Source organism: Acidovorax radicis N35 (assembly GCF_000204195.1).
GTDB lineage: Bacteria > Pseudomonadota > Gammaproteobacteria > Burkholderiales > Burkholderiaceae_C > Acidovorax > Acidovorax radicis.
Window position 1 is genome coordinate 13,559 of the sequence record NZ_AFBG01000006.1, and the last position, 18,118, is coordinate 31,676.

16 protein-coding genes are annotated in these 18,118 nt (G+C 62.0%); 4 read left to right on the forward strand and 12 right to left on the reverse strand.

Annotated elements, in window-relative coordinates; all coding sequences use genetic code 11:
* Window positions 1–34 precede the first annotated feature (34 nt).
* On the forward strand, window positions 35–835 hold the full coding sequence (locus tag ARADN35_RS0101360) for an SDR family NAD(P)-dependent oxidoreductase (protein ID WP_010458231.1): 801 nt from the start codon (window positions 35–37) through the stop codon (window positions 833–835).
* 75 nt (window positions 836–910) lie between these two features.
* Window positions 911–1,987, forward strand: a complete 1,077-nt coding sequence (locus tag ARADN35_RS0101365; RefSeq protein WP_010458233.1) for an alkene reductase — start codon at window positions 911–913, stop codon at window positions 1,985–1,987.
* Window positions 1,988–2,271: 284 nt separating this feature from the next.
* Here ARADN35_RS0101365 and ARADN35_RS0101370 read toward each other — a convergent pair whose 3' ends face one another.
* Window positions 2,272–3,228, reverse strand: coding sequence for an AEC family transporter (locus ARADN35_RS0101370; protein WP_010458236.1), 957 nt, complete (start codon window positions 3,226–3,228; stop codon window positions 2,272–2,274).
* A 243-nt stretch (window positions 3,229–3,471) separates the two neighbouring features.
* Here ARADN35_RS0101370 and ARADN35_RS0101375 point away from each other — a divergent pair, with 243 nt between their 5' ends.
* Window positions 3,472–4,014, forward strand: a complete 543-nt coding sequence (locus ARADN35_RS0101375; protein ID WP_010458237.1) for a DUF1697 domain-containing protein — start codon at window positions 3,472–3,474, stop codon at window positions 4,012–4,014.
* Between the two features lie 34 nt (window positions 4,015–4,048).
* On the opposite strand, the gene ARADN35_RS0101380 is transcribed toward ARADN35_RS0101375, so the two are convergent.
* The 10 genes from ARADN35_RS0101380 to ARADN35_RS28775 all read right to left on the reverse strand — a co-directional run bounded on the left by ARADN35_RS0101380 (window position 4,049) and on the right by ARADN35_RS28775 (window position 15,162).
* Window positions 4,049–4,738 (reverse strand): HAD family hydrolase, encoded by a 690-nt coding sequence (locus ARADN35_RS0101380; RefSeq protein WP_010458239.1) that lies wholly within the window; start codon window positions 4,736–4,738, stop codon window positions 4,049–4,051.
* A gap of 49 nt (window positions 4,739–4,787) precedes the next feature.
* Complete coding sequence (locus ARADN35_RS0101385) at window positions 4,788–5,873, reverse strand: ABC transporter ATP-binding protein (protein WP_010458240.1); 1,086 nt, start codon at window positions 5,871–5,873, stop codon at window positions 4,788–4,790.
* A 117-nt stretch (window positions 5,874–5,990) separates the two neighbouring features.
* Window positions 5,991–7,361, reverse strand: a complete 1,371-nt coding sequence (locus ARADN35_RS0101390) for a sensor histidine kinase (protein ID WP_010458242.1) — start codon at window positions 7,359–7,361, stop codon at window positions 5,991–5,993.
* Window positions 7,358–8,092 carry a response regulator transcription factor gene (locus ARADN35_RS0101395; RefSeq protein ID WP_010458244.1) on the reverse strand — a complete coding sequence of 245 codons (735 nt, stop codon included), beginning with the start codon at window positions 8,090–8,092 and terminating at the stop codon, window positions 7,358–7,360. Before ARADN35_RS0101395 ends, ARADN35_RS0101390 begins: the two co-directional genes overlap by 4 nt.
* 104 nt (window positions 8,093–8,196) lie before the next feature.
* A complete protein-coding gene (locus ARADN35_RS27720; protein ID WP_139019147.1) occupies window positions 8,197–8,568 on the reverse strand; it encodes a hypothetical protein in 372 nt (123 codons plus the stop codon).
* Between the two features lie 251 nt (window positions 8,569–8,819).
* Entirely contained in the window at window positions 8,820–9,530 is a 711-nt protein-coding gene (locus tag ARADN35_RS0101405; RefSeq protein WP_208856804.1) for a glycosyltransferase family 2 protein, read from the reverse strand.
* Between the two features lie 76 nt (window positions 9,531–9,606).
* Entirely contained in the window at window positions 9,607–10,497 is an 891-nt protein-coding gene (locus ARADN35_RS0101410) for a UbiA family prenyltransferase (protein ID WP_081474536.1), read from the reverse strand.
* Window positions 10,494–14,078 carry a hypothetical protein gene (locus tag ARADN35_RS0101415; RefSeq protein WP_139019148.1) on the reverse strand — a complete coding sequence of 1,195 codons (3,585 nt, stop codon included), beginning with the start codon at window positions 14,076–14,078 and terminating at the stop codon, window positions 10,494–10,496. The genes ARADN35_RS0101410 and ARADN35_RS0101415 overlap by 4 nt, the downstream gene beginning before the upstream one ends.
* Before the next feature lie 318 nt (window positions 14,079–14,396).
* Window positions 14,397–14,867 carry a group II truncated hemoglobin gene (locus ARADN35_RS0101420; RefSeq protein WP_010458255.1) on the reverse strand — a complete coding sequence of 157 codons (471 nt, stop codon included), beginning with the start codon at window positions 14,865–14,867 and terminating at the stop codon, window positions 14,397–14,399.
* Between the two features lie 208 nt (window positions 14,868–15,075).
* Entirely contained in the window at window positions 15,076–15,162 is an 87-nt protein-coding gene (locus ARADN35_RS28775) for a hypothetical protein (protein ID WP_373404756.1), read from the reverse strand.
* On the opposite strand from ARADN35_RS28775, the gene ARADN35_RS28420 reads away from it, so the two are divergent.
* Window positions 15,155–15,673 carry a hypothetical protein gene (locus ARADN35_RS28420; protein WP_010458257.1) on the forward strand — a complete coding sequence of 173 codons (519 nt, stop codon included), beginning with the start codon at window positions 15,155–15,157 and terminating at the stop codon, window positions 15,671–15,673. The genes ARADN35_RS28775 and ARADN35_RS28420 overlap by 8 nt on opposite strands.
* Window positions 15,674–16,380: 707 nt before the next feature.
* Here the strand turns inward: ARADN35_RS28420 and ARADN35_RS0101440 are convergent.
* Window positions 16,381–18,003: a sensor domain-containing diguanylate cyclase gene (locus ARADN35_RS0101440; RefSeq protein ID WP_010458260.1), complete on the reverse strand. Its 1,623-nt coding sequence runs from the start codon at window positions 18,001–18,003 to the stop codon at window positions 16,381–16,383.
* Between the last annotated feature and the right edge of the window lie 115 nt (window positions 18,004–18,118).

Below are 18,118 nucleotides of genomic sequence, written 5' to 3' on the forward strand. Positions count from 1 at the left end.
CTTAAATCAAATCAATTCAATTGGAAAGCTATCAATGACAAACCCCCATCCTAAAAAAGTCGCCCTTGTCACCGGGGCCTCCTCCGGCATCGGGGCCGTCTATGCAGACCGCCTCGCCGCGCGTGGATACGACCTCATTCTTGTCGCCCGGCGCGCCGACCGCCTGGAAGCCCTCTGCGCCCAGATCGCAAAGGCGCACGGCGTCACGGCCGAGCCCATCGTGGCCGATCTGACCCAAGATCACGATGTGGCGCGCATCGAAACGGTTCTGGCCACCAATGGGGATGTGCAAATCCTGGTGAACAACGCCGGTCTTGCGCGCCTGGCACCGGCCGCCCAGATGGAGGCAAACGACGTGCTGTCCCAAATTGCCCTCAACATCACAGCCCTGACGCGCCTGACGCAAGCTGCGGTGCCTGCCTTCGTGGCGAGGAAGCAGGGCCTGATCATCAATATCGCATCCGCCCTCGCCGTCCACGCGCTACCGATCAGCGCCGTCTACAGCGGCACCAAGGCCTTCGTATTGCAATACAGCAGAGGCCTGCAGCAAGAACTGGCGGAAACTGGAGTGAAGGTTCAGTTGCTCCTGCCCGCATCGACAGCCACCGAGATCTGGGATCTTTCAGGCGTCCCGCTGGCTGCCCTCAACAAGGAGACCTTGATGACGACCGAACACATGGTCGATGCGGCGCTCGCGGGCCTGGACCAGGGCGAAACGATCACCTGGCCATCCGTCGCCGATGCCAGTCTGTGGGAAAAGTACGACGCCGCTCGCTCCGCACTGTTTGCGGGCACCCAAGCTGGAAAGCCCGCCCCTCGTTACCAGATCGCTTGATGCCAGCGAACTGACCGCTGGCTGCTTTTCCCCTTCTCTCTCCCTTCCCCTCTTTGCATTTTCCAAGGACAGCCCATGCTTTTTGAAGCCTTCTCCCTGCGTGCCACCCCGCTCAGCAATCGCACGGTGATGTCGCCACTCACGCGCAGCCGCGCGAGCGACAGCAACACGGCCAATAGCCTGATGGCCACCTACTACGCCCAGCGTGCAAGCGCTGGCCTCATCATCACGGAAGGAACCTCACCGTCACCCAACGGCTTGGGCTATGCCCGCATACCGGGGCTGTTCAATGACGCCCAGGTGCAAGGCTGGAAGTTGGTGACCGATGCGGTTCATGCAAAGGGCGGCAAGATCGTCGTGCAGCTGATGCACACCGGCCGGGTGTCCCATCAGGCCAACCTGCCGGCAGGTGCCGAGGTGCTTGGACCATCGCCCGAAACCTGCCCTGGCGAAATGTGGACCGATGCGCAAGGCAGCCAGCCACACACGCCGCCGCGCGCCATGACAGAGGCCGACATTCAGACCGTGGTCGGCGAGTACGCCACGGCCGCGCGCCTTGCCATCCAGGCTGGCTTCGACGGCATCGAATTGCACGCAGCCAACGGCTATCTGCTGGAGCAATTCCTGAACGCCAATGTCAACCGCCGCACCGATGGTTACGGCGGCACGGCCGAAGGGCGCAACCGGCTGGTGCTGGAGGTCGCCCACGCGGCCGTGAAGGAGATCGGTGCTGAGCGCGTCGGCATCCGCCTTTCGCCCCATGGTGTGGTCAATAGCACTGGCGCATTCGAGGGCGTGGACGAGCAGTACCTGGCGCTGGTCAAGCAACTCTCCGCACTCGGCCTCATGTACGTTCACGTTCTGGACCATTCGGCCATGGGTGCCCCGCCGGTTCCGTCGCAGCTAAAGGCCAATTTGAGGGCTGCGTTCGACGGCCCTTTCATCCTCGCAGGTGGACAGGACAAGGCGAGTGCACAACAGTCTCTGCACGAGGGCCGCGCAGACCTTGTCGCCATGGGCAGGCCTTTTATCGCCAACCCAGACCTGGTCGAACGCATGCGCCAAGACGCGCCTTTGAACGCACCCGACCCCGCCTCGTTCTACACGCCCGGTGCCAAGGGCTACACGGACTATCCGACGCTCGCAGGTTGAGCATCGCATCCAGCGTTCCCGACTGCGCTGGCAGGCCGTGGGATTCCTGGGCCGTTCTACACGACAAGGAGAAGGCTTTGGGTACCTGCTCAACCAGCAACATCGGGAAACGGGCGCAGGTGACCGGAGCGTCCAGCCGCATTAGTGCGGCCTGCTGTGGTTTCACCGCCTGACGGACCTCCTGTTGTCGCAAAAGTGAGGGCAGCATGAACCGCCTGAATGCGCAGAGTTTCCCCGGAGGCAAGGGGCAGCGGAAAACCGCCGTGCAGATCATCCCCTCAAATTCAGTTCGCCACCCAGCGCGTCACTGCCAAGATCACCACCGGCATCGTCACCAGCCCCAATGCCGTAGACACCGCCACACTCGCCGTCACTTCATCCTCGGCCACCGCGTAACGCTGCGCAAACAGGAACACGTTGGCCCCCACCGGCAGCGAGGCCGCCACGATCATGACCGCCAGCGGCATGCCTGCCAGGCCCAGTGCCCAGCCCAGGGCGGCCAGCACGATGGGGTGCAGGACGCATTTGACGAGTGCAATGCGCAGGGCGGCCTTGAAGTGGTGGCCGACCTTGGTAAACGCCAGCGTCACCCCCACCAGCAGCAGTGCAATCGGCCCCAGCGCCTGGCCCAGCAGCAGCAAGGGTTTGTCCACCACCTGTGGCACGACCAGACCGGTCTGTGCAAACAGCAGGCCCGCAATGATGGGAAGTGGCACCGGGTGCACGATGCCGTTGCGCATGGCCTGCAGCACGGTCCGCCACAGGGGCTGCTGCGCCCCGCCCTCGCGGCCTGCATGTTCGCGTGCGGCGGCCAGTTCAAACACCACGGTGGCAGCGGTCAGCAGGATGAGCGAGTGCACCGAGATCAGCGTGAACAGAGTGACCAGCCCCGCGTCGCCAAACACCAGGCCCACCAGCGGCACGCCGATCATCAGCGTGTTGCTGAAGGTGTTGGCCAGCGCCCGCGCCGCTGCCAGCGTGTTAAAGCCCTGCAGTGCCAGCGTGGCCGCGTACACCATGCCAAATGCCACAAAGTAGATGCCCACCGGGCCGAAGTCGAGGTCCTGGATGTGCACCGTGCTCATGGTGCGAAACAGCAGCGCGGGTGTGAGCACCATGAACACCAGGTTGGCCAGGTCCTTCACCGCCGCCGCCCGAATCCAGCCGCGCCGTCCCACGTAAAAGCCGATGGCGATGAACAGGATGACGGGGATCAGCGAGGTGAAGACAGCGGAGTTCAAGGTACAAACCGGCAGGCGAACAATGGGCGGGCCCCTATTGTGGCTTGACTGGCGAAGCACTGCCTCCATTTGCTATTATTTTAATAGCTATTGGCGCAATACCATAAAGCGCTGGAGGGCTATTTTCTTCCAATTCAATCCAATCCTCTCCGAACTGGAAGCAGGACCCGCTCGCGCTTGCACCGATGGCAGCCGATGTGGCGCCGTGAGGTATTCTGAAACACCGCCCTGTTCCTTCCGCCCATGAAGTTCGCCGCCTTCTTCCGCAATCTGAACCTGGGCCATGGCAATGCGCCATCGCGTGCCGCGCTGGAAAGCGCATTTGTGCAAGCCGGGGCCGATGAAGCCGCCTCGTTCCAGACCAATGGCACGGTCGCCTTCAGCGCGCGCGGCGTGCGGCCCGCGCGCAAGATTGCACGGACGGTGCAGCAGGCGTTGGCCACCGGGCATGGATTTGACGAACCCGTATTTGTGCGGACCATGGCCTACCTGCACACGCTGATGGCTCGCGATCCGTTTGTGGGCATGGACAAGGCGCCGCCCATCTACGACTTCTACGTGACCTTTCTGCACGACGACGCGAAGGTATTGCCCGCGCTGCCTACCTGCAATGCCCGCAGAGACGTCCAAGTGCTGCTCTACACCGACGCCGAGCTGCTGTCGCTGAGCCACCTGACCGGCAAGACTCCGGGAAACCCGAACGTGTTTGCCGAACAGCTGCTGGGCCTGCCCGCCACCACGCGCACCTGGGGCACGGTGGCCCGGCTGGTCCGCAAATTTGGCTGAGGCAGGGCCTGCATTTGCGCGATGGCCGCTGCGTTCAGGCCCGCGCGGGCAAGGCGTTCGCCTGCCGCTGGCCGGCCGGCGACAACAGCTTCAACACGCCTTCCAGCCCTTCCACCTGGTGGTCGGCCAGCTCCCAGGGCTGCACACCGGGCCGCACGGTCTGCACGGTGGTGGCCCCCAGAGCGCGCCCAGCTGCCAGTTCGGACAGAGGGTTGTCTCCAATCACCAGGGCCTGCTGCGGTGTGCAGCCTTCGCGCGCCAGGATCTGCTCGAAGAGGGGCCGTTTGCCGTGCAGGGCACCGACTTTGTCCTGGGGGTCATCAATGGCGTCGATGAGCACCTGTTCAAACCACGGCCGGATGCCGAGCGCATCGATCTTGCTGTCCTGCAGGCGCCGAAATCCACTGGTGACCAGGTAGCGCCGCAAGGGAATCCGCGACAGCAGACCGATGTCGGGGTAGCCCTGCAGCGGCGCGCGCACCTGCATCTGGCTGAACTGCTGCCAGCCCGCCGCGCGCATGGCTGGCGTGAAGCGGTAGCGCTCCGCCACCAGGTCAAACGCCGTGAACCAGCATTGGTGCAGGGCCTGCTCCAGCACGGCGGGGGTCAGCGTGTGCCGATTGGCCTGCCGGATGGCTTCAAAAGCAGGCTCGAACAACGGCCCCACGGCCCGCGCGTCGAGCAGGCAGTTGTCCAGGTCAAAGATCGCAACGGCGTAGTGCATGCGGATAGCGCTCCAATAGAAAAATGGAATGGACGAATGGCACTGCGCCTCACCTGCCGACCACGGAGACACCGTGGTCGGCCAGCGTCAGGCTCACGGGGGCCCCCACATCCAGCTCCAATTGCACCTGGGGCGAGACCACGAAGATCTCGCCCAGCGCGCTGGCAAATGTGTATTCCATGATGCTGCCCAGGTAGGTGCGTTTGGTCAGCCGCGCCGCCACCCCGGTAGACGTGGCAGGCCCGATGACCCAGGCCTCAGGCCGCACCGCGATCTTGACGGGGCCAGGCGCCAGCGTGGCGGGCGACGGCACGCGCAAGGGGCCGAGCTGGGCATAGCTGCCGCCTGCCGGGTTTGCCGGATCTGCCGCGTGGTTGTGGCCCTCGAACAGCATGGCCTCGCCCATGAAGCCCGCCACAAACTCGGACGCAGGCTGCTCATACAGCTCACTGGGCGCGCCGCGCTGGGCGATGGCGCCCTTGTTCATCACCACAATCTGGTCGCTGACCGCCAGCGCCTCGCTCTGGTCGTGGGTGACATAGGCCACGGTCAACCGCAGGCGCTGCTGCAGTGCGCGGATTTCCTCGCGCATGGAGCGCCGCAGCCGGGCGTCCAGGTTGGACAGCGGTTCGTCAAACAGCAGCACGGCGGGTTCCAGCGCCAGTGCCCGCGCCAGCGCCACGCGCTGTTGCTGCCCGCCCGACAGTTCGTGGGGCCTGCGCAGGTTAAGGCCATGCAGGCCCACGGTGTCGAGCATGGCGCGGGCCTTGTCGCGCACCTGCTCCTTATCGAAGGGGGCCGTTTGCAGCCCGTAGCACACGTTGTCGATCACATTCATGTGCGGAAACAGTGCATAGCTCTGGAACACCAGGCTCACATTGCGTTGCGCCGGACCGAGGGTGGTGACCTCCTGGCCGTCGATGAAGATGCGGCCCGCCGTGGGTGATTCGAGCCCGGCAATCATGCGCAACGTGGTGGTCTTGCCGCAGCCCGACGGCCCCAGGATGGTGGTGAGCGTGCCACGCGGCACCGTGAAGCTGATGTGGTCCACCACCAGCGGGTCGCTTTCAGAAGCGCCGTAGCGTTTGCACACGCCCTGGAATTCAATGCCGTAGGAAGCAGCGGGGTTCGTCATGGGGCACGCGGTGAATGCGTCAAACACGGAAGGGTAAAAAGCGGTGGATGAAAAACGGACTTGAAATGCGGGGCGGCATGCTGCGGGCTGCGGATGGGTTCTGTGAGCGAATGGGGCTTAGTTCCACGCCACCACGGCGTCCACGCCAATGACCTGGCCTCCATCAAGGCGGTTGAACAGCGTGACCTCGGCACCCATCGACTCCGCGATCTGCCGACAGATCGACAGCCCCAGGCCCACGCCGCCCTTGCCCGCAGAAAACGGCTGGAACAACCGCTGCCGCACGGCATCGTCTATGCCAGGGCCTTCGTCCCACACCAGCACCTCCCGCCGGCCGGTGCAATTGCGCAGCAGCACCCCCAGCCGCCCGTGCGCGGGCGTGTGGTGGATGGCGTTGGCCAGCAGGTTGCGCATCAGCTCCCCCAGCAAGGCCGCATCGCCGGGGGCCGACAGCTCGGGACCTTCCAGCGCAAAGTCGAGCCGCTTGGCGGCGATCAGCGGCGCCAGCTCCATCACGGCCTCGCGCGCAATGGCGTTCAGGTCCACGCTGGGCAGCTCGCCCATGCGCTTGAGCTGCTCCACCTTGCTCAGGCTCAGCAGCTGGTTGGCCAGGCCCGAGGCCCGGTCCACCGTGTGCAGCATCTGGTGCAACGCGTCGGCCACCAGCATGTCGCCAGAAATGGCCGACTGCAGCTGCGTGCGCAGCACCGCCATGGGGGTACGCAGCTGGTGCGTGGCATCGGCCAGAAAGCGCCGCTGCTCCTCGATCCAGCGGTTCTGGCTTTGCTGCAGCTCGCCAAAATGCAGCACGGCCGGCGCAAGTTCGGACGGGCCGTCATACCCATGGCCCGGGCTGCCAGCGCCCGGCTGGGTCAGTGACACATCCGCGTGCCGCAACCATCCCGAGGCCGTGCGTGCCAGCACCACCACCACGGCGGTCATGGCCAGTGCCAGCAGGTACACCGTGCGCAAACCGGCGCCGCCGCCCAGCAGGCGGGACACGCTGGGCACCCGTTCGCTCAATGGGCGGGCGACCTGGCGCACCACGGGCTCGCCGGCGCCCTGCCCGTCCCCCGTTGCCGCAGGCGGCTGGTGCAGTGTGACCGCCACCCGCACCAGTTGGTCCCCCACTTGCGCCAGGTAGAAATGCACACTGCCCTGCCCCTGCGCCGCCTCGGTAGGCGGCACACGCGGCAAGGCGGCGCTGCCAGCCAGGCGCTCGCCATCCACGCGGCTTTCGCGAAACCACGCCGCTGGGGCCGGCCCCAGGGGGGATTCATCGGATGCACCAGGCAAGACCTCTGGCCAGTGCGCCAATGCGGTGCGCAGGGCTTCGTCCTGCGCTGCGGCGCCGTGCCGCACCTGCTGCACCACGTGCGCGGCGGTGATCAGGGCCACCAGCGCCCACAGCGGCCCCAGCAGCCACACCAGCAGCAGCCGTTGCAGCGAGCCGCCGCGCGGGTGCCAGTGCCTCCAATGCACGCTCACCGGGGGGACCCTCCTTTTTCGGCTTTGTCGCCCTTGTCGCTTTTCTCCCCTTTTTGCGCGGCCATGCTGTCGGCATCGCACAGCAGGTAGCCCACGCCGCGCAGCGTGACGATTTCGGCATTGGTGCCCACCAGTTTCTTGCGCAGCCGGTGCACCACCACCTCGACCGCATCGGCCTGCACCTGCTCATCCGTGTTGGCAAACACCTGGGTGCGCAGCTCTTCCTTGCTGACCACCCGGTCGATGCGCGACATCAGGAGCCGCAGCAGTTCAGCCTCGCGCTGCGACAGCTCCAGCGGCAGCGCATCGTTGTAGAACACGCCACTGGCCGGGTCGCGGTACAGCGTGCCGCAGCGCAATTGCCCGTCGCGCCCCACCCGGCGCGTGAGCGCCCGCAGGCGCGCCACCAGCTCGTCCAGATCAAAAGGTTTGGCCAGATAGTCGTCGGCCCCGGCCTCCAGCCCCGCCACCCGGTCGGTCACCGCGGCGCGGGCCGTCAGCGCCAGCACGGGCGTGGTGCTGCCGCCATCGCGCAGGCGCCGCAGCACCTCCAGCCCATCGAGGCCCGGCAAGGACAGGTCGAGCGTGATCACATCAAAAGCCGTGCGCCGCGCCGCCGCCAGGGCCTCTTTGCCGTCGGCACAGCACAGCACTTCAAAACCGCGCGCCACCAGGCTGCGGCTCAAGGCACCGGCCAGATCAAAATCGTCTTCGACCAACAGCAGTTTCATGCTGCGATCATGCCGCCTGCGGGCGGGCTCCGGCCACTGTGCTTTTACCGAGGGGGGATGAAAGCAAGTCGAAAGCCGCAGTGCGCCGAGGCCAGACTATCGGGTCACGCCACCGAATCTGGTAGCCGCCAAACCGGGTGCACCACCGCATGGGACGGTGCGGAGAAGCGCTTTGTCCAGTGGCTGATCTCTCGCAGGCGCAGGCTTTCACGCAATGCATCACCCGCATGGCGGACGTTCTGGGCGCATTGCACGGGGTTGTTTTCGAAAAGATGGAGTTCAGAGGCGATGTGCCCGGCGTCTTGAAGCAGCGCGGTGGCGGCCCCTTCGCGATAGGCCTTGTGGATCATGCGAAGGTCGATGACCACGCACCGATGGCCTGCGCGGAGCTTGGAGACCAGGCCTGTGTAGTGCCTGGAATCCCTGAAATGGGGAGAATCCCCCGCCGCCTGATCCTGAAAGTCGTCGTAGAGCATCCAGCCCAGGGCCTCCAGGCGCCTAGCTGCATGAGACTTGCCTGAACCTGGGAGCCCCCCAAAAAGCACAAGGCGCGTAGCCCCGTGGGGGGAAATCCTGGCACTCTGCGCACCGATCACCACAGACCCCTCCATCAGCGCGACATCCTGCACTGCAGGGCGAACCAATTATTCTTGGCCACGCTGGTTTGGGGAAAGGTCGCCAAAGATATTCGGAGTGAAAAATTAGTCATCGATGTTGATCAACACAATCACCGAAAGATATTGTATTTTACGATGCAGTAGAGGGCTCTTACACCGTCTTTCCATCCGATTTTCTTGCCTTCATCGTAGGTTCTTCCGAAATAGGAAATTCCAACCTCGTAGATGCGGCAGCGCAATTTCGAGACTTTGGCCACGATCTCCGGTTCGAATCCGAATCTGTTTTCTTCAATGCGGATGGATTGGATTATTTCACGTCGGAAAGCCTTGTAGCAGGACTCCATGTCCGTCAGATTCAAGTTGGTGAATACGTTGGAGGCCAATGTCAGGAACCCATTGCCCACGCGATGCCAGAAGTACAACACGCGGTGGCAATTTCCACCGATGAAACGCGAGCTGAACACTACGTCAGCCCTGTTGGATAAAATAGGTTCTATCAAAATCGGATATTCATCTGGGTTGTATTCAAGATCGGCATCCTGAATGATGACGATATCCCCGGTGGCATGTTGGATGCCAGACCTGAGCGCCGCCCCCTTGCCTTGATTGGTTTCATGAAGGACAAGCCTGTCAATCTTGCCAGCCAACTCAGTCGCAAGTATCTCTCTGGTTCCGTCCGTTGAAAAATCATCGACAACAATGATTTCTTTCATCGGAAAAGGTGCCGCGCGCACCGCATCCACAATGGCCCGAATTGTGTTTTTCTCGTTAAAGCACGGAATGACAATCGTCAGCTTCGTCGAGGAAGGCATGCGTTGCATTTCTGAGATTATTTGTGTTTGCACGTTATTTTCATTGGCAACAATAGACCATTATCAAAAATGGCAGCGATTTTTTTTACGCCAAAATCACAAAAACGACCATGCCGATGCCGATGCCCGCGTAAAGCACGCGATAGCGCGCCTGTAGGCGACGCACAGCCTCGAACGTGAGGCCTTCGCGCAGCGCCTGCAGCATCCAATACAAATGCACGGGGTAGATCGCTGCAACAAGAAGGGCCAGCAACTGCGGGACCGTCCCCTTCATGGCCAGCGCGATCAACAGGGCATCGGCCAGCGTGAAAAGCACGAAGCTGGCAATGAAACTCTGTTTCTTGCCAAATTTCACGGCATTGGTTTGAATGCCGTTGCGGAAATCTGCATCGCAGTCGCGTACTTCTTGCGTCAGGTGTCCTGCACTGAATATGGTGGCAAAAAATAATCCGATCTGAAGGCCATTCATGTCAGGGTTTTTAAATACCGAGTAGCCCAGCAAAAAGTGCAGCAACCCACTGACCATATGGAGCAGTGAGTTCGCAAGCGGGATGCCCTTCATGTAGACATGGGGGACGGAATACAGTGCGCTCGCGACCGCGATCATCAGCCCAATCACCAGCGTTGTACGGCCCAACTGGCTGAAAGCCATCAGGCTCAGCAAGAGCAGGATGAGCAGCAACGCTCCGATCTCATTGCGCCGGATACCACGATTCAGAAAAACCCCTGCCGATCGGGTCGGGTCCCGAAGATCCTGGTGAACGCCAGACCAATCGTTGAGCATGAAGACGTGGGCCACCAGGAAGGCGTTTCCAGCAGCCAGCAGCAACAGCAGCGCCGCGCTCTGGTGCGTGAAGTGGCCCATGGCAAACACGGCGCCCAGCAAGGGCGCACCCTGGAGCACCAGCACCTCGTCGAATCGAATGCACGACAACAAGCGCAAAAACCACCGGGCTCTTTTGGGGCTGTCCATCATGGCGTTTTCTGAACCGTGCGCGCGCCATCGGCTGCATTGCTGTTGTTGTTGCTGTCATTGGCGGCCAGAAGGCCCAGGCGCACGCTTTCCAGATACAGCTTCAGCCAGATCGCATACCCCACGTCTTCCGACCAATAGAACCTGCGTACCGAGGCGGTGAGATCGTTGTGGTACAGCAAAGGCGGATTCAGCTTGACCAGCGAGAAGTCATTTTTCGACAGCTCCTGCAACAACCCAAGAACCTCCGCTGACGTGGGCGCCTTGCCGGTGCCCCCCTCCAGCCGCTGCAGCATGTGGCCCGCGTTCAGCCAGATTTCTTGCCCTGGTACGGCCGTTTGCAAACGCGATGGGGGCAGGTGCAAATCACAGCCAACGGCTTTCATGTCGGCCTGGCGCATGGCGGGTACCAGCGGAGCCCTTCGGTAATAAACCCAGAGGCGGTCCTGGTCGATGGCGTGGCGAAGTGCGCTGCACAGCGGCTGGGCCGCCGGTGGGTCGGCCTGCGCCAGCCACATCAGCACATGCATCTGGATGGCCACGTCGGTGGGATTCGGGTCGGCGCCCGGGTCGATGCACCGGTATTCATTGCGTTGCCCCAGCCAGGTTTTGTACAGGCCTTCGGCGGTGCGGTACTGCATCAGCGCCGCCAGGGCGGGTGATCGCAGTGCATCGGCGCCGGGCGCCAGCCTCCAAACCAGGGCGGTATCGTCGGAATCGGGCGTGATGGGGCACAGCCCGTGTGCGGTCATGGCAGCGCCGTCAGGCCGGCCGTGGTATCGAACGAGTCCGTTGGCCTCGATCTGGTTGCGCAGATGGGTGCGTGCCCGTTCCAGGCTTCCTCCCAGCCCGGCGGGGCCAGGCTTTGGGCCGAGAACATCGACCACCATCGATGTGACGTAGGTGTTCATCTCCAGCTTCGGCTTTTCAAAGCGCTCTTCGCTGGTGTAGGAGGTCAGCCAGTAGCCTTCAACCTGCTGGCGGCGGCTGATCAGGCCCACCGCCTTGAGCGCGCTGTGTGCCAATTCGCCGTGGCGCGTGGGGCTGGGGTCTTGCCCCCCTTTGTCGGGCGAAGTTGACCGCGTCGCGCCCGCGGCCGCAACTTGCGCCTGTTCGATGCGAATCTCGTGAAGGCCGATCACCAGGTTCCGGGTATCTCCATTGGGCAGCGGCTTGATCGTGGCGGTATCCGTTGCAAAGAAACTGAGGGTGTTCCGCCCCGCATGGAGACGGGTGCGTGCCACGACGGAAGCCTTCCCCCGGAAGGTGTGTTCACCACTCACAGGGATGCCGCCATGCAGCACCATGACCCGGCGGTCGGGCGCCGTCAGGCCGTGGCCCGGGGATACATCGAACCGGATGTCCACATCGCGGTCTTCCCGGGACCACAGCGCGAACTCGATGCCCTCGGCATGCCCCTGCCCCATCCACAGGAACCCATGCTCTCTGCGCCCAAGATTCTCAATGGGCCACGGTGTCTCCAGTGAGGCTGGGTCGATCCCCACCTTGGTTTTGAGGGCGTCGTCGATCCTGATCAATGGCGCAGCGGGGGGCGCTTCCGCCGTCTGGAAGGGCCGCTCGTTCACCAAAGCGGTGCCGCTGACTTCGAACAACCGCATGCTGGGTGTCTTGAGGGGGATGGCCTTCAGTCCGGCTTGTACGGTCAGCCACTTCACCATTTCGCGGGTATCGACGGTCGGGAACCACTCGAAGAACACCTGGTTGTCGTTCTGGATCAAGACGTGGGTCACTTTTTCCGCTGCAATCAACCGGCCCATTCGTTCCGGATCAAAAGGCCCCGTGCCCCAAGGGATCACCGCATTGGAAAAACCTGTTTCTGGTGAAAAGAGTGAATAGTCGCGGGCATCCTGGTTTCCTACGAAAAGAATGCGGGAGCCCGTCGGCATCATCGACCCGGTAATTTCCTCGAAAGGCTCGCTGCGCAGTTTTTCCGACGCGGGTGCTGCAATCGCCTGTACGGCGTCGTAAGCCAGCGCCCTCATGGGTTGGTATGCAGAATAGGCGACCACCATCGCAACGAGAGCCTGGGCAAATTTCTTTGTCGAAAGGTGCGGTGCGACCAAGGCAATGCCGATGGGCAGCAGCAATGCATAAGGGCCGATGAGAAATCGCCCAGGCACTTCAGACTGGGCCATCCACCGCGCGCCAAAAAGAACGGCTCCCAGCAACGGAATGGCCAGCAGCGTTTGTGCTGAAACCGCAGTCAGCCTCACGTGTGGCCAGGTTGTCACCACGTTGCGAATCAGAAGCGGCGCGGCGATCAGCAACACAGGAATCCACAGCAGCCCCCACAACGAAAACCGTGTGGAGTGCTCTGGCAACGAATACACGAAACTACCTGGCCACGAGCCCTTGTTTTCACCCGCCAGGGGGGCACCTGCGCCCACGGAATAAATGAATTGGTTGGCTGCGCTGCTGATGCGGGACCGTGTTTCGGACGAAGCCGGAACGTCCGGCAACTCCAGGAGCAAGAATACAAAACGAACGGCGTGTGTGTAAATCACCTGCGGTGTGATATCCGCCTGCACAACCCGCCAGACTTCCTGGGGGCCCAGGGGATGCTGGTACAGCGCCGTGTTGAATGCCAATGGAATGAGCAGCGAACTCAAAACACCCGCACACACCCATCCTGCGGCGAGGGCCTTGAATCGCACCGTGAATGGAAATGGACCCGGTGCCCACCACAAGATCAGCAGCAAGCTGGGGATGATCGATACAGGAAAAGACCGGACATTGATGCTCAATACCGTAAAAATCCCCAGGAAAAAATACTTGAGCTTCGATCCGTCAGGCTGGGTGCAAATGGAAACCACCCAATAGGCAACACCCAGCAAGGTGACGATGGACCAGATTTCTGGCTTGAGCCCCGTTGCACTGAATGCTACAAGCGGCGTGGATATCAAAATCAGCACACCCACCAGAGCAACCGTCTGGCTTAATTTCAACGCACGCAATAGATAATATTGGCCCATTGCGGCCAGCGGGAATGCCAGCCAAAACACAAGGCGGCCCACGGCCTCGGCTTTCGTCAGCAGCACCGGCCACAGAAAAAACAACTCACTGCCAAAGGGAATCATCGTCTGCCGGATGTTGTGCGTGTCAAACGGGAATACCGTCTGGTGCTGAATCCAGTAGATGACCCGTGAGGCGTGGTACATCCTGTCGTCGTAATTTTGAATAGGGGTTGCGGCCTGCATCACCAGCGACACGAAGAGGATCGCGCAAATGGCAACCAGTGTTATCACCCCCCACTGTGACAATCCCATCCAAAATGCTGCCAGCCTTGCGCGCTGCCCTCCCCACGCCTCCAGAAAACCACGAAGCGTGGGCCGGCCCATACTCTTGGTGAATTGCAAGGTGGCAATACAAACAAGCACTTGAAGCAGCATCCACGCCGCTGGATTCAATTTGTGAACCAGGGAAGTCAGGCTTGCAAGCGCGCCAACCTGAAGCATCACGCTTGCAATAAAAATCCAGAAACCGTCGGCCGGCGACCTGGCAAAGCGTGAGGCCCAACGCTGCGAAGGCCATATAATCAACAGAAAAGAAATGAAGAAAATCATATATTCATGCGATATTTATATCAATTCGCATTAATATAAAATTATCAATCAGCACTGTTGATTTTATAAAACAGATGGTTACCAGTGTGAATATAACATGCCGCCTCACTGCGCATCATCTCGTGGTTATCCGAAAGATCGGCGCAAATACTCCGCAAGCATGCCGTGAGCGGGTGCGAAAGGCCATGCCCGTGGGGGAAACCCACTCCATCGGTCCCGCAATTTGGCACTGGCACATGAACGAAACGGCCGATCTGCGCCAACCGTCCCCGGGAAAGCACTTCCTTGCGTCGCACCCGGTCTGCAAGACCGCGCCGCTCAGCCGGTGTAGGGTCCTTTGACTTCGCCCCATCCCCACCGGGGCATCGGGGCGTTCTCGTCGACGGATGCGCCCGGCTGCGAATTGATCACGGCCAGGCGCGAACCCCATTCCAGGTAGCCCACCAGCGCGGACCGGAACTCCGGGTCTTCCGGCATGCCCAACTCGTCTGCCGTGTCCAGCAGAAGGCCCACCCATTGCCGCCGCTGCGCCTGCGTGAGGTGCCGGTTCAGGTGCTGCTGGATCATGTGGGGGTGCCCGCCGTGGTGCGCGGAATAGGCCGCCGGGCCACCCAGCACCTCCGCCAGAAATGCCGCCACATGGGCCGGATGCTCGGCCCCCATGTGTGCGAAGACCGGCGCCAGCACCGCATCGTCGTGAACACGCTCGTAGAAACGGGTGGTCAAGCGGGTGAGTGCCTCCATGCCGCCAAGCCATTCATAGAGGGTGGGGATCTGTGGATCGGTCATGTGCGGAAATGGGTGGTGGTGAGGACGAACGGGGGAGATCGCTCAGCAGGCCGGGACAGCCTCTCCGAAACATGGCGTTTTTGGGCGAGGTGCGGCGGGATCGCTCCCCCGAGCTTCGATGATTTGCACCTGTCGAGCCACCAGCTCCGCCAAAAGAGGTGCGCTGAACGGATGTGCGACCAGCACCGTATTGTTGTTGTTGTTGTTGTCAGCGCTGCCCATGCGCCAAGCGCTTGCCGTCACGGCGCTGCAGCCGCTGAAATGCAACTATCACCATCCACCCCGCCATGGCCATCAACGCCCACTCGGAAAGGGTCGGTATGGAGGAAGCTGCCACCGCAGCAGACCACACCAGCGAAACAGGGATTGCAGAAGAGGTGCTGGTATCGCTGCCGGCGAAGCCGCATGAATCTGCCACGCCGGCGGTGGAAACAGCGATCCCACTGCAGAACATGTTGTGCCTTGCAGCTGTGGTGCTGGTCTCGAAGAAGGAAAACCGGTCGCCGATGTTGTGGGGCGCTGCGCCCGAAATCCAGCGCTGGATAAGAATGTTCACCCCCGTAATTGCCCCGCTCGCATCGGTCGTGACCCGGAAGTTCCAGACCCGGGTATTCGGGTCTGTATGGGTGTATGTGGTCAGGCCATCTGAAAAACTGAAGGCCGACACCAAGGCGCCCAACTGCGCAGACGCCAGGTTGGCTGCCAGCGGCGCGGTGGTGGTGAACGAGCCAGACGTGCTCATCGCCGCGGTGAAGTTCTGGCACGGTGGCGTGCCGCACACCGTGAAGTTGGTGAAACCCGTGTAGTTGCCTGCAGCGGTGGCCACGTAAGTGGTGGACTGCGCTTGGGCAGCCCCCACTGCGCCCAGCAAACAAGCAAGTGATCCCAGCCACTTCCAGACACTTTTTTTGAACATTTTTTGGTTTCCACGGTTGTGAGCACGTTGCGCCGCCCCGGGTACTTGGTCCCCGTTGACTGCTCCGATCGCTGCCCCTGCCAGCCTCGGCGCCTCAATATGTTACCCGTGCGGGCCGCGCGCGTGCCCCTCCGGATTCGGGCTCGGCGTATCCCGCTTGACCCGCCTCTGCTCTGGGCATCGTGACCGGTCTTCCAACCAGCATCTTTGAATTCGTCGCAGACGTGCTGGTGTTCAGGTGCCAGCGCGCCAAACTCTGGAGAGCCAGTTTTTCGTCCTGATCAAGGCAAGGCCCCTTGGATTGGCTGGCGCCAAGCGTGCCCCATCCGTCAAGGCCTGCCACGGTCAACGCAAAGCCGGGGTACTATTGTTTGCTATGTTTACGATAGCTAATGGCGCTTGATGAACAAGCGCAGAAGTCCAAAAACATGTTCGATTACCGGCATCCAATGGAGGCAGCAGCCATCGACCAGCAATAACCCCCTGGTCCCAGGCACAAGCGCACTGGAAGCACCCCAGCGAAACCACCGAAAACCAGAAGGGGATGAGGAAGGCAAGCCATGCGACAGCCTCGCAGGCAATTGTCCCTGACACGCTTTATTGAAACACGCACACGCCCAATGACTGACTTTTGGCCCGGTACATGGCGGTGTCTGCAGCGCGCAGGTAGTCGTCGACCGTCGCCAGCCTGGATGCGCTGCTGGCCAATCCGATACTCGCACCACTGATCACGGTGTGCCTGCCAATCACGTAAGGCACTTCCAGGGCGGCGGCAATCTGCCCAGCGCGTTGGCTGGCTTCAGCGGGATCAATGGACTCCAACAGCACATTGAACTCGTCGCCACCCATGCGGGCGACCAGATCCACCGCCCGCACGCAGGATTCGAGCCGCCGTGCCACCTGTTGCAACAGCTGGTCGCCCACATGGTGCCCGTAGCTGTCATTGACGGCTTTGAAACTGTTGAGATCCAGCAGCAGCACGGCGAACATCGTGGCTCCATCGCGTGCCGGCACGCCATCACCGTTCACCACCTCGTTCTGGTGCAGTGCGATGAGATGCGCGAGGCGATCGCGGAACAACGGCCGGCCGGGCAAGTTGGTCAGCGCATCGTAGGAACTGCCACGTTCGGCCAGATCGCTCAACGACCCTGCCATGCGCACCGCAACGCCGTCTTCGAACTCGGCGAGCCCGCGCCAATTGACCCACACCAGCCGCCCCGCCCCGTGGAACGCGCGGAAATCCACCGAAAAGTTCGGGCTGTTCCCCGATAGGTGCCTGCGGTAGGCCTCCTGCACGCGCACGCGATCCTCGGGATCGATAAGCTGCTCGAGAAAGCGCCAGCCTCCGTCATGCACATGATCGCGGCTACCCAGCCCGACGATCTGGAGAAAACGCCCGGACACATGCAGGGCGTCCGTTCGCAAGTCCCAATCCCAGATGCCGTCATTGGATCCGCGCGTCGCCAGCGAATAGCGGTTTTCGGAGCGCAACAACTCGAGTTCGGTGTTCTTCTGCTGGGTGACGTCGATCATCAGGCCGATCATGCGGTTCGGCCGCCCCGGCTCGACCACTGCACGGCACAGATCACGCACCCACACGACCTTGCCGGACTTGGCAATCAGCCGATAACTCATCTCGTAGGCATGGCTGTGCGTGGCGTTGTATGCGGCATCGTCGATCAGCAGGGCCTGCTCCAGATCATCGGGATGCACATGCGCCCGCCAGAAGCCCGGGTCAGACCGCCACTCCTCCACGGAGTAACCGAACAACCGTTCGACCTGCGGGCTCAGGAAGGTATTGCCCACGCCGATTTCAGCTTCCCACACCACGCCATCAATGGTTTCCAGCAAGCGCAGAAAGCGCTGGCGAATTTCCACCAGCACCTGCTCGGTGACCTCGGTGATCTCGATCAGGACACCCTGGCGGCTTATCACCCGATCCGCCGCATCCGTCTCCGGGTGGAGCTGCAGACGCACCCAGCGATAGTCCGCGTCGGCAAAGCGCAAGCGGAATACTGGCATGCCCGAGCGCATGGTGCCGATGTCGTCGGGATGCACGAATTCAAGCAATGACCTGCCAAGCGCCGACGCCACCGAATGGCCGGTGAGCTTGTGCCACGCCGGATTCAGATAAGTGATCTCCCACAGCGCATCGGTTTGCACCACCGCCTCGGGTAACAATTGCAGCAGTTTTGCGGACGGCGTGGGAGTGGTGGGCATGCAGGGCTATTGCAAATGGGTCAGATTCATGCAGGGCCGCGCCGAACAAGTCCTTCGCGCGTCGCGCAACCCGGCGTTGGGCGGCCTGCTGCGGTGCCAATCCCATTTCCGAATC

Excerpts from the sequence above, each read along its gene's own strand:
- ARADN35_RS0101360 (WP_010458231.1), top strand. The coding sequence starts at position 35 with ATGACAAACCCCCATCCTAAAAAAGTCGCCCTTGTCACCGGGGCCTCC.
- ARADN35_RS0101365 (WP_010458233.1), top strand. The coding sequence starts at position 911 with ATGCTTTTTGAAGCCTTCTCCCTGCGTGCCACCCCGCTCAGCAATCGC.
- ARADN35_RS0101375 (WP_010458237.1), top strand. The coding sequence starts at position 3,472 with ATGAAGTTCGCCGCCTTCTTCCGCAATCTGAACCTGGGCCATGGCAAT.
- ARADN35_RS0101380 (WP_010458239.1), bottom strand. The coding sequence starts at position 4,738 with ATGCACTACGCCGTTGCGATCTTTGACCTGGACAACTGCCTGCTCGAC.
- ARADN35_RS0101385 (WP_010458240.1), bottom strand. The coding sequence starts at position 5,873 with ATGACGAACCCCGCTGCTTCCTACGGCATTGAATTCCAGGGCGTGTGC.
- ARADN35_RS0101395 (WP_010458244.1), bottom strand. The coding sequence starts at position 8,092 with ATGAAACTGCTGTTGGTCGAAGACGATTTTGATCTGGCCGGTGCCTTG.
- ARADN35_RS27720 (WP_139019147.1), bottom strand. The coding sequence starts at position 8,568 with ATGCTCTACGACGACTTTCAGGATCAGGCGGCGGGGGATTCTCCCCAT.
- ARADN35_RS0101405 (WP_208856804.1), bottom strand. The coding sequence starts at position 9,530 with ATGCAACGCATGCCTTCCTCGACGAAGCTGACGATTGTCATTCCGTGC.
- ARADN35_RS0101410 (WP_081474536.1), bottom strand. The coding sequence starts at position 10,497 with ATGATGGACAGCCCCAAAAGAGCCCGGTGGTTTTTGCGCTTGTTGTCG.
- ARADN35_RS0101415 (WP_139019148.1), bottom strand. The coding sequence starts at position 14,078 with ATGATTTTCTTCATTTCTTTTCTGTTGATTATATGGCCTTCGCAGCGT.
- ARADN35_RS0101420 (WP_010458255.1), bottom strand. The coding sequence starts at position 14,867 with ATGACCGATCCACAGATCCCCACCCTCTATGAATGGCTTGGCGGCATG.
- ARADN35_RS28420 (WP_010458257.1), top strand. The coding sequence starts at position 15,155 with ATGGCCATCAACGCCCACTCGGAAAGGGTCGGTATGGAGGAAGCTGCC.
- ARADN35_RS28775 (WP_373404756.1), bottom strand. The coding sequence starts at position 15,162 with ATGGCCATGGCGGGGTGGATGGTGATAGTTGCATTTCAGCGGCTGCAG.
- ARADN35_RS0101440 (WP_010458260.1), bottom strand. The coding sequence starts at position 18,003 with ATGCCCACCACTCCCACGCCGTCCGCAAAACTGCTGCAATTGTTACCC.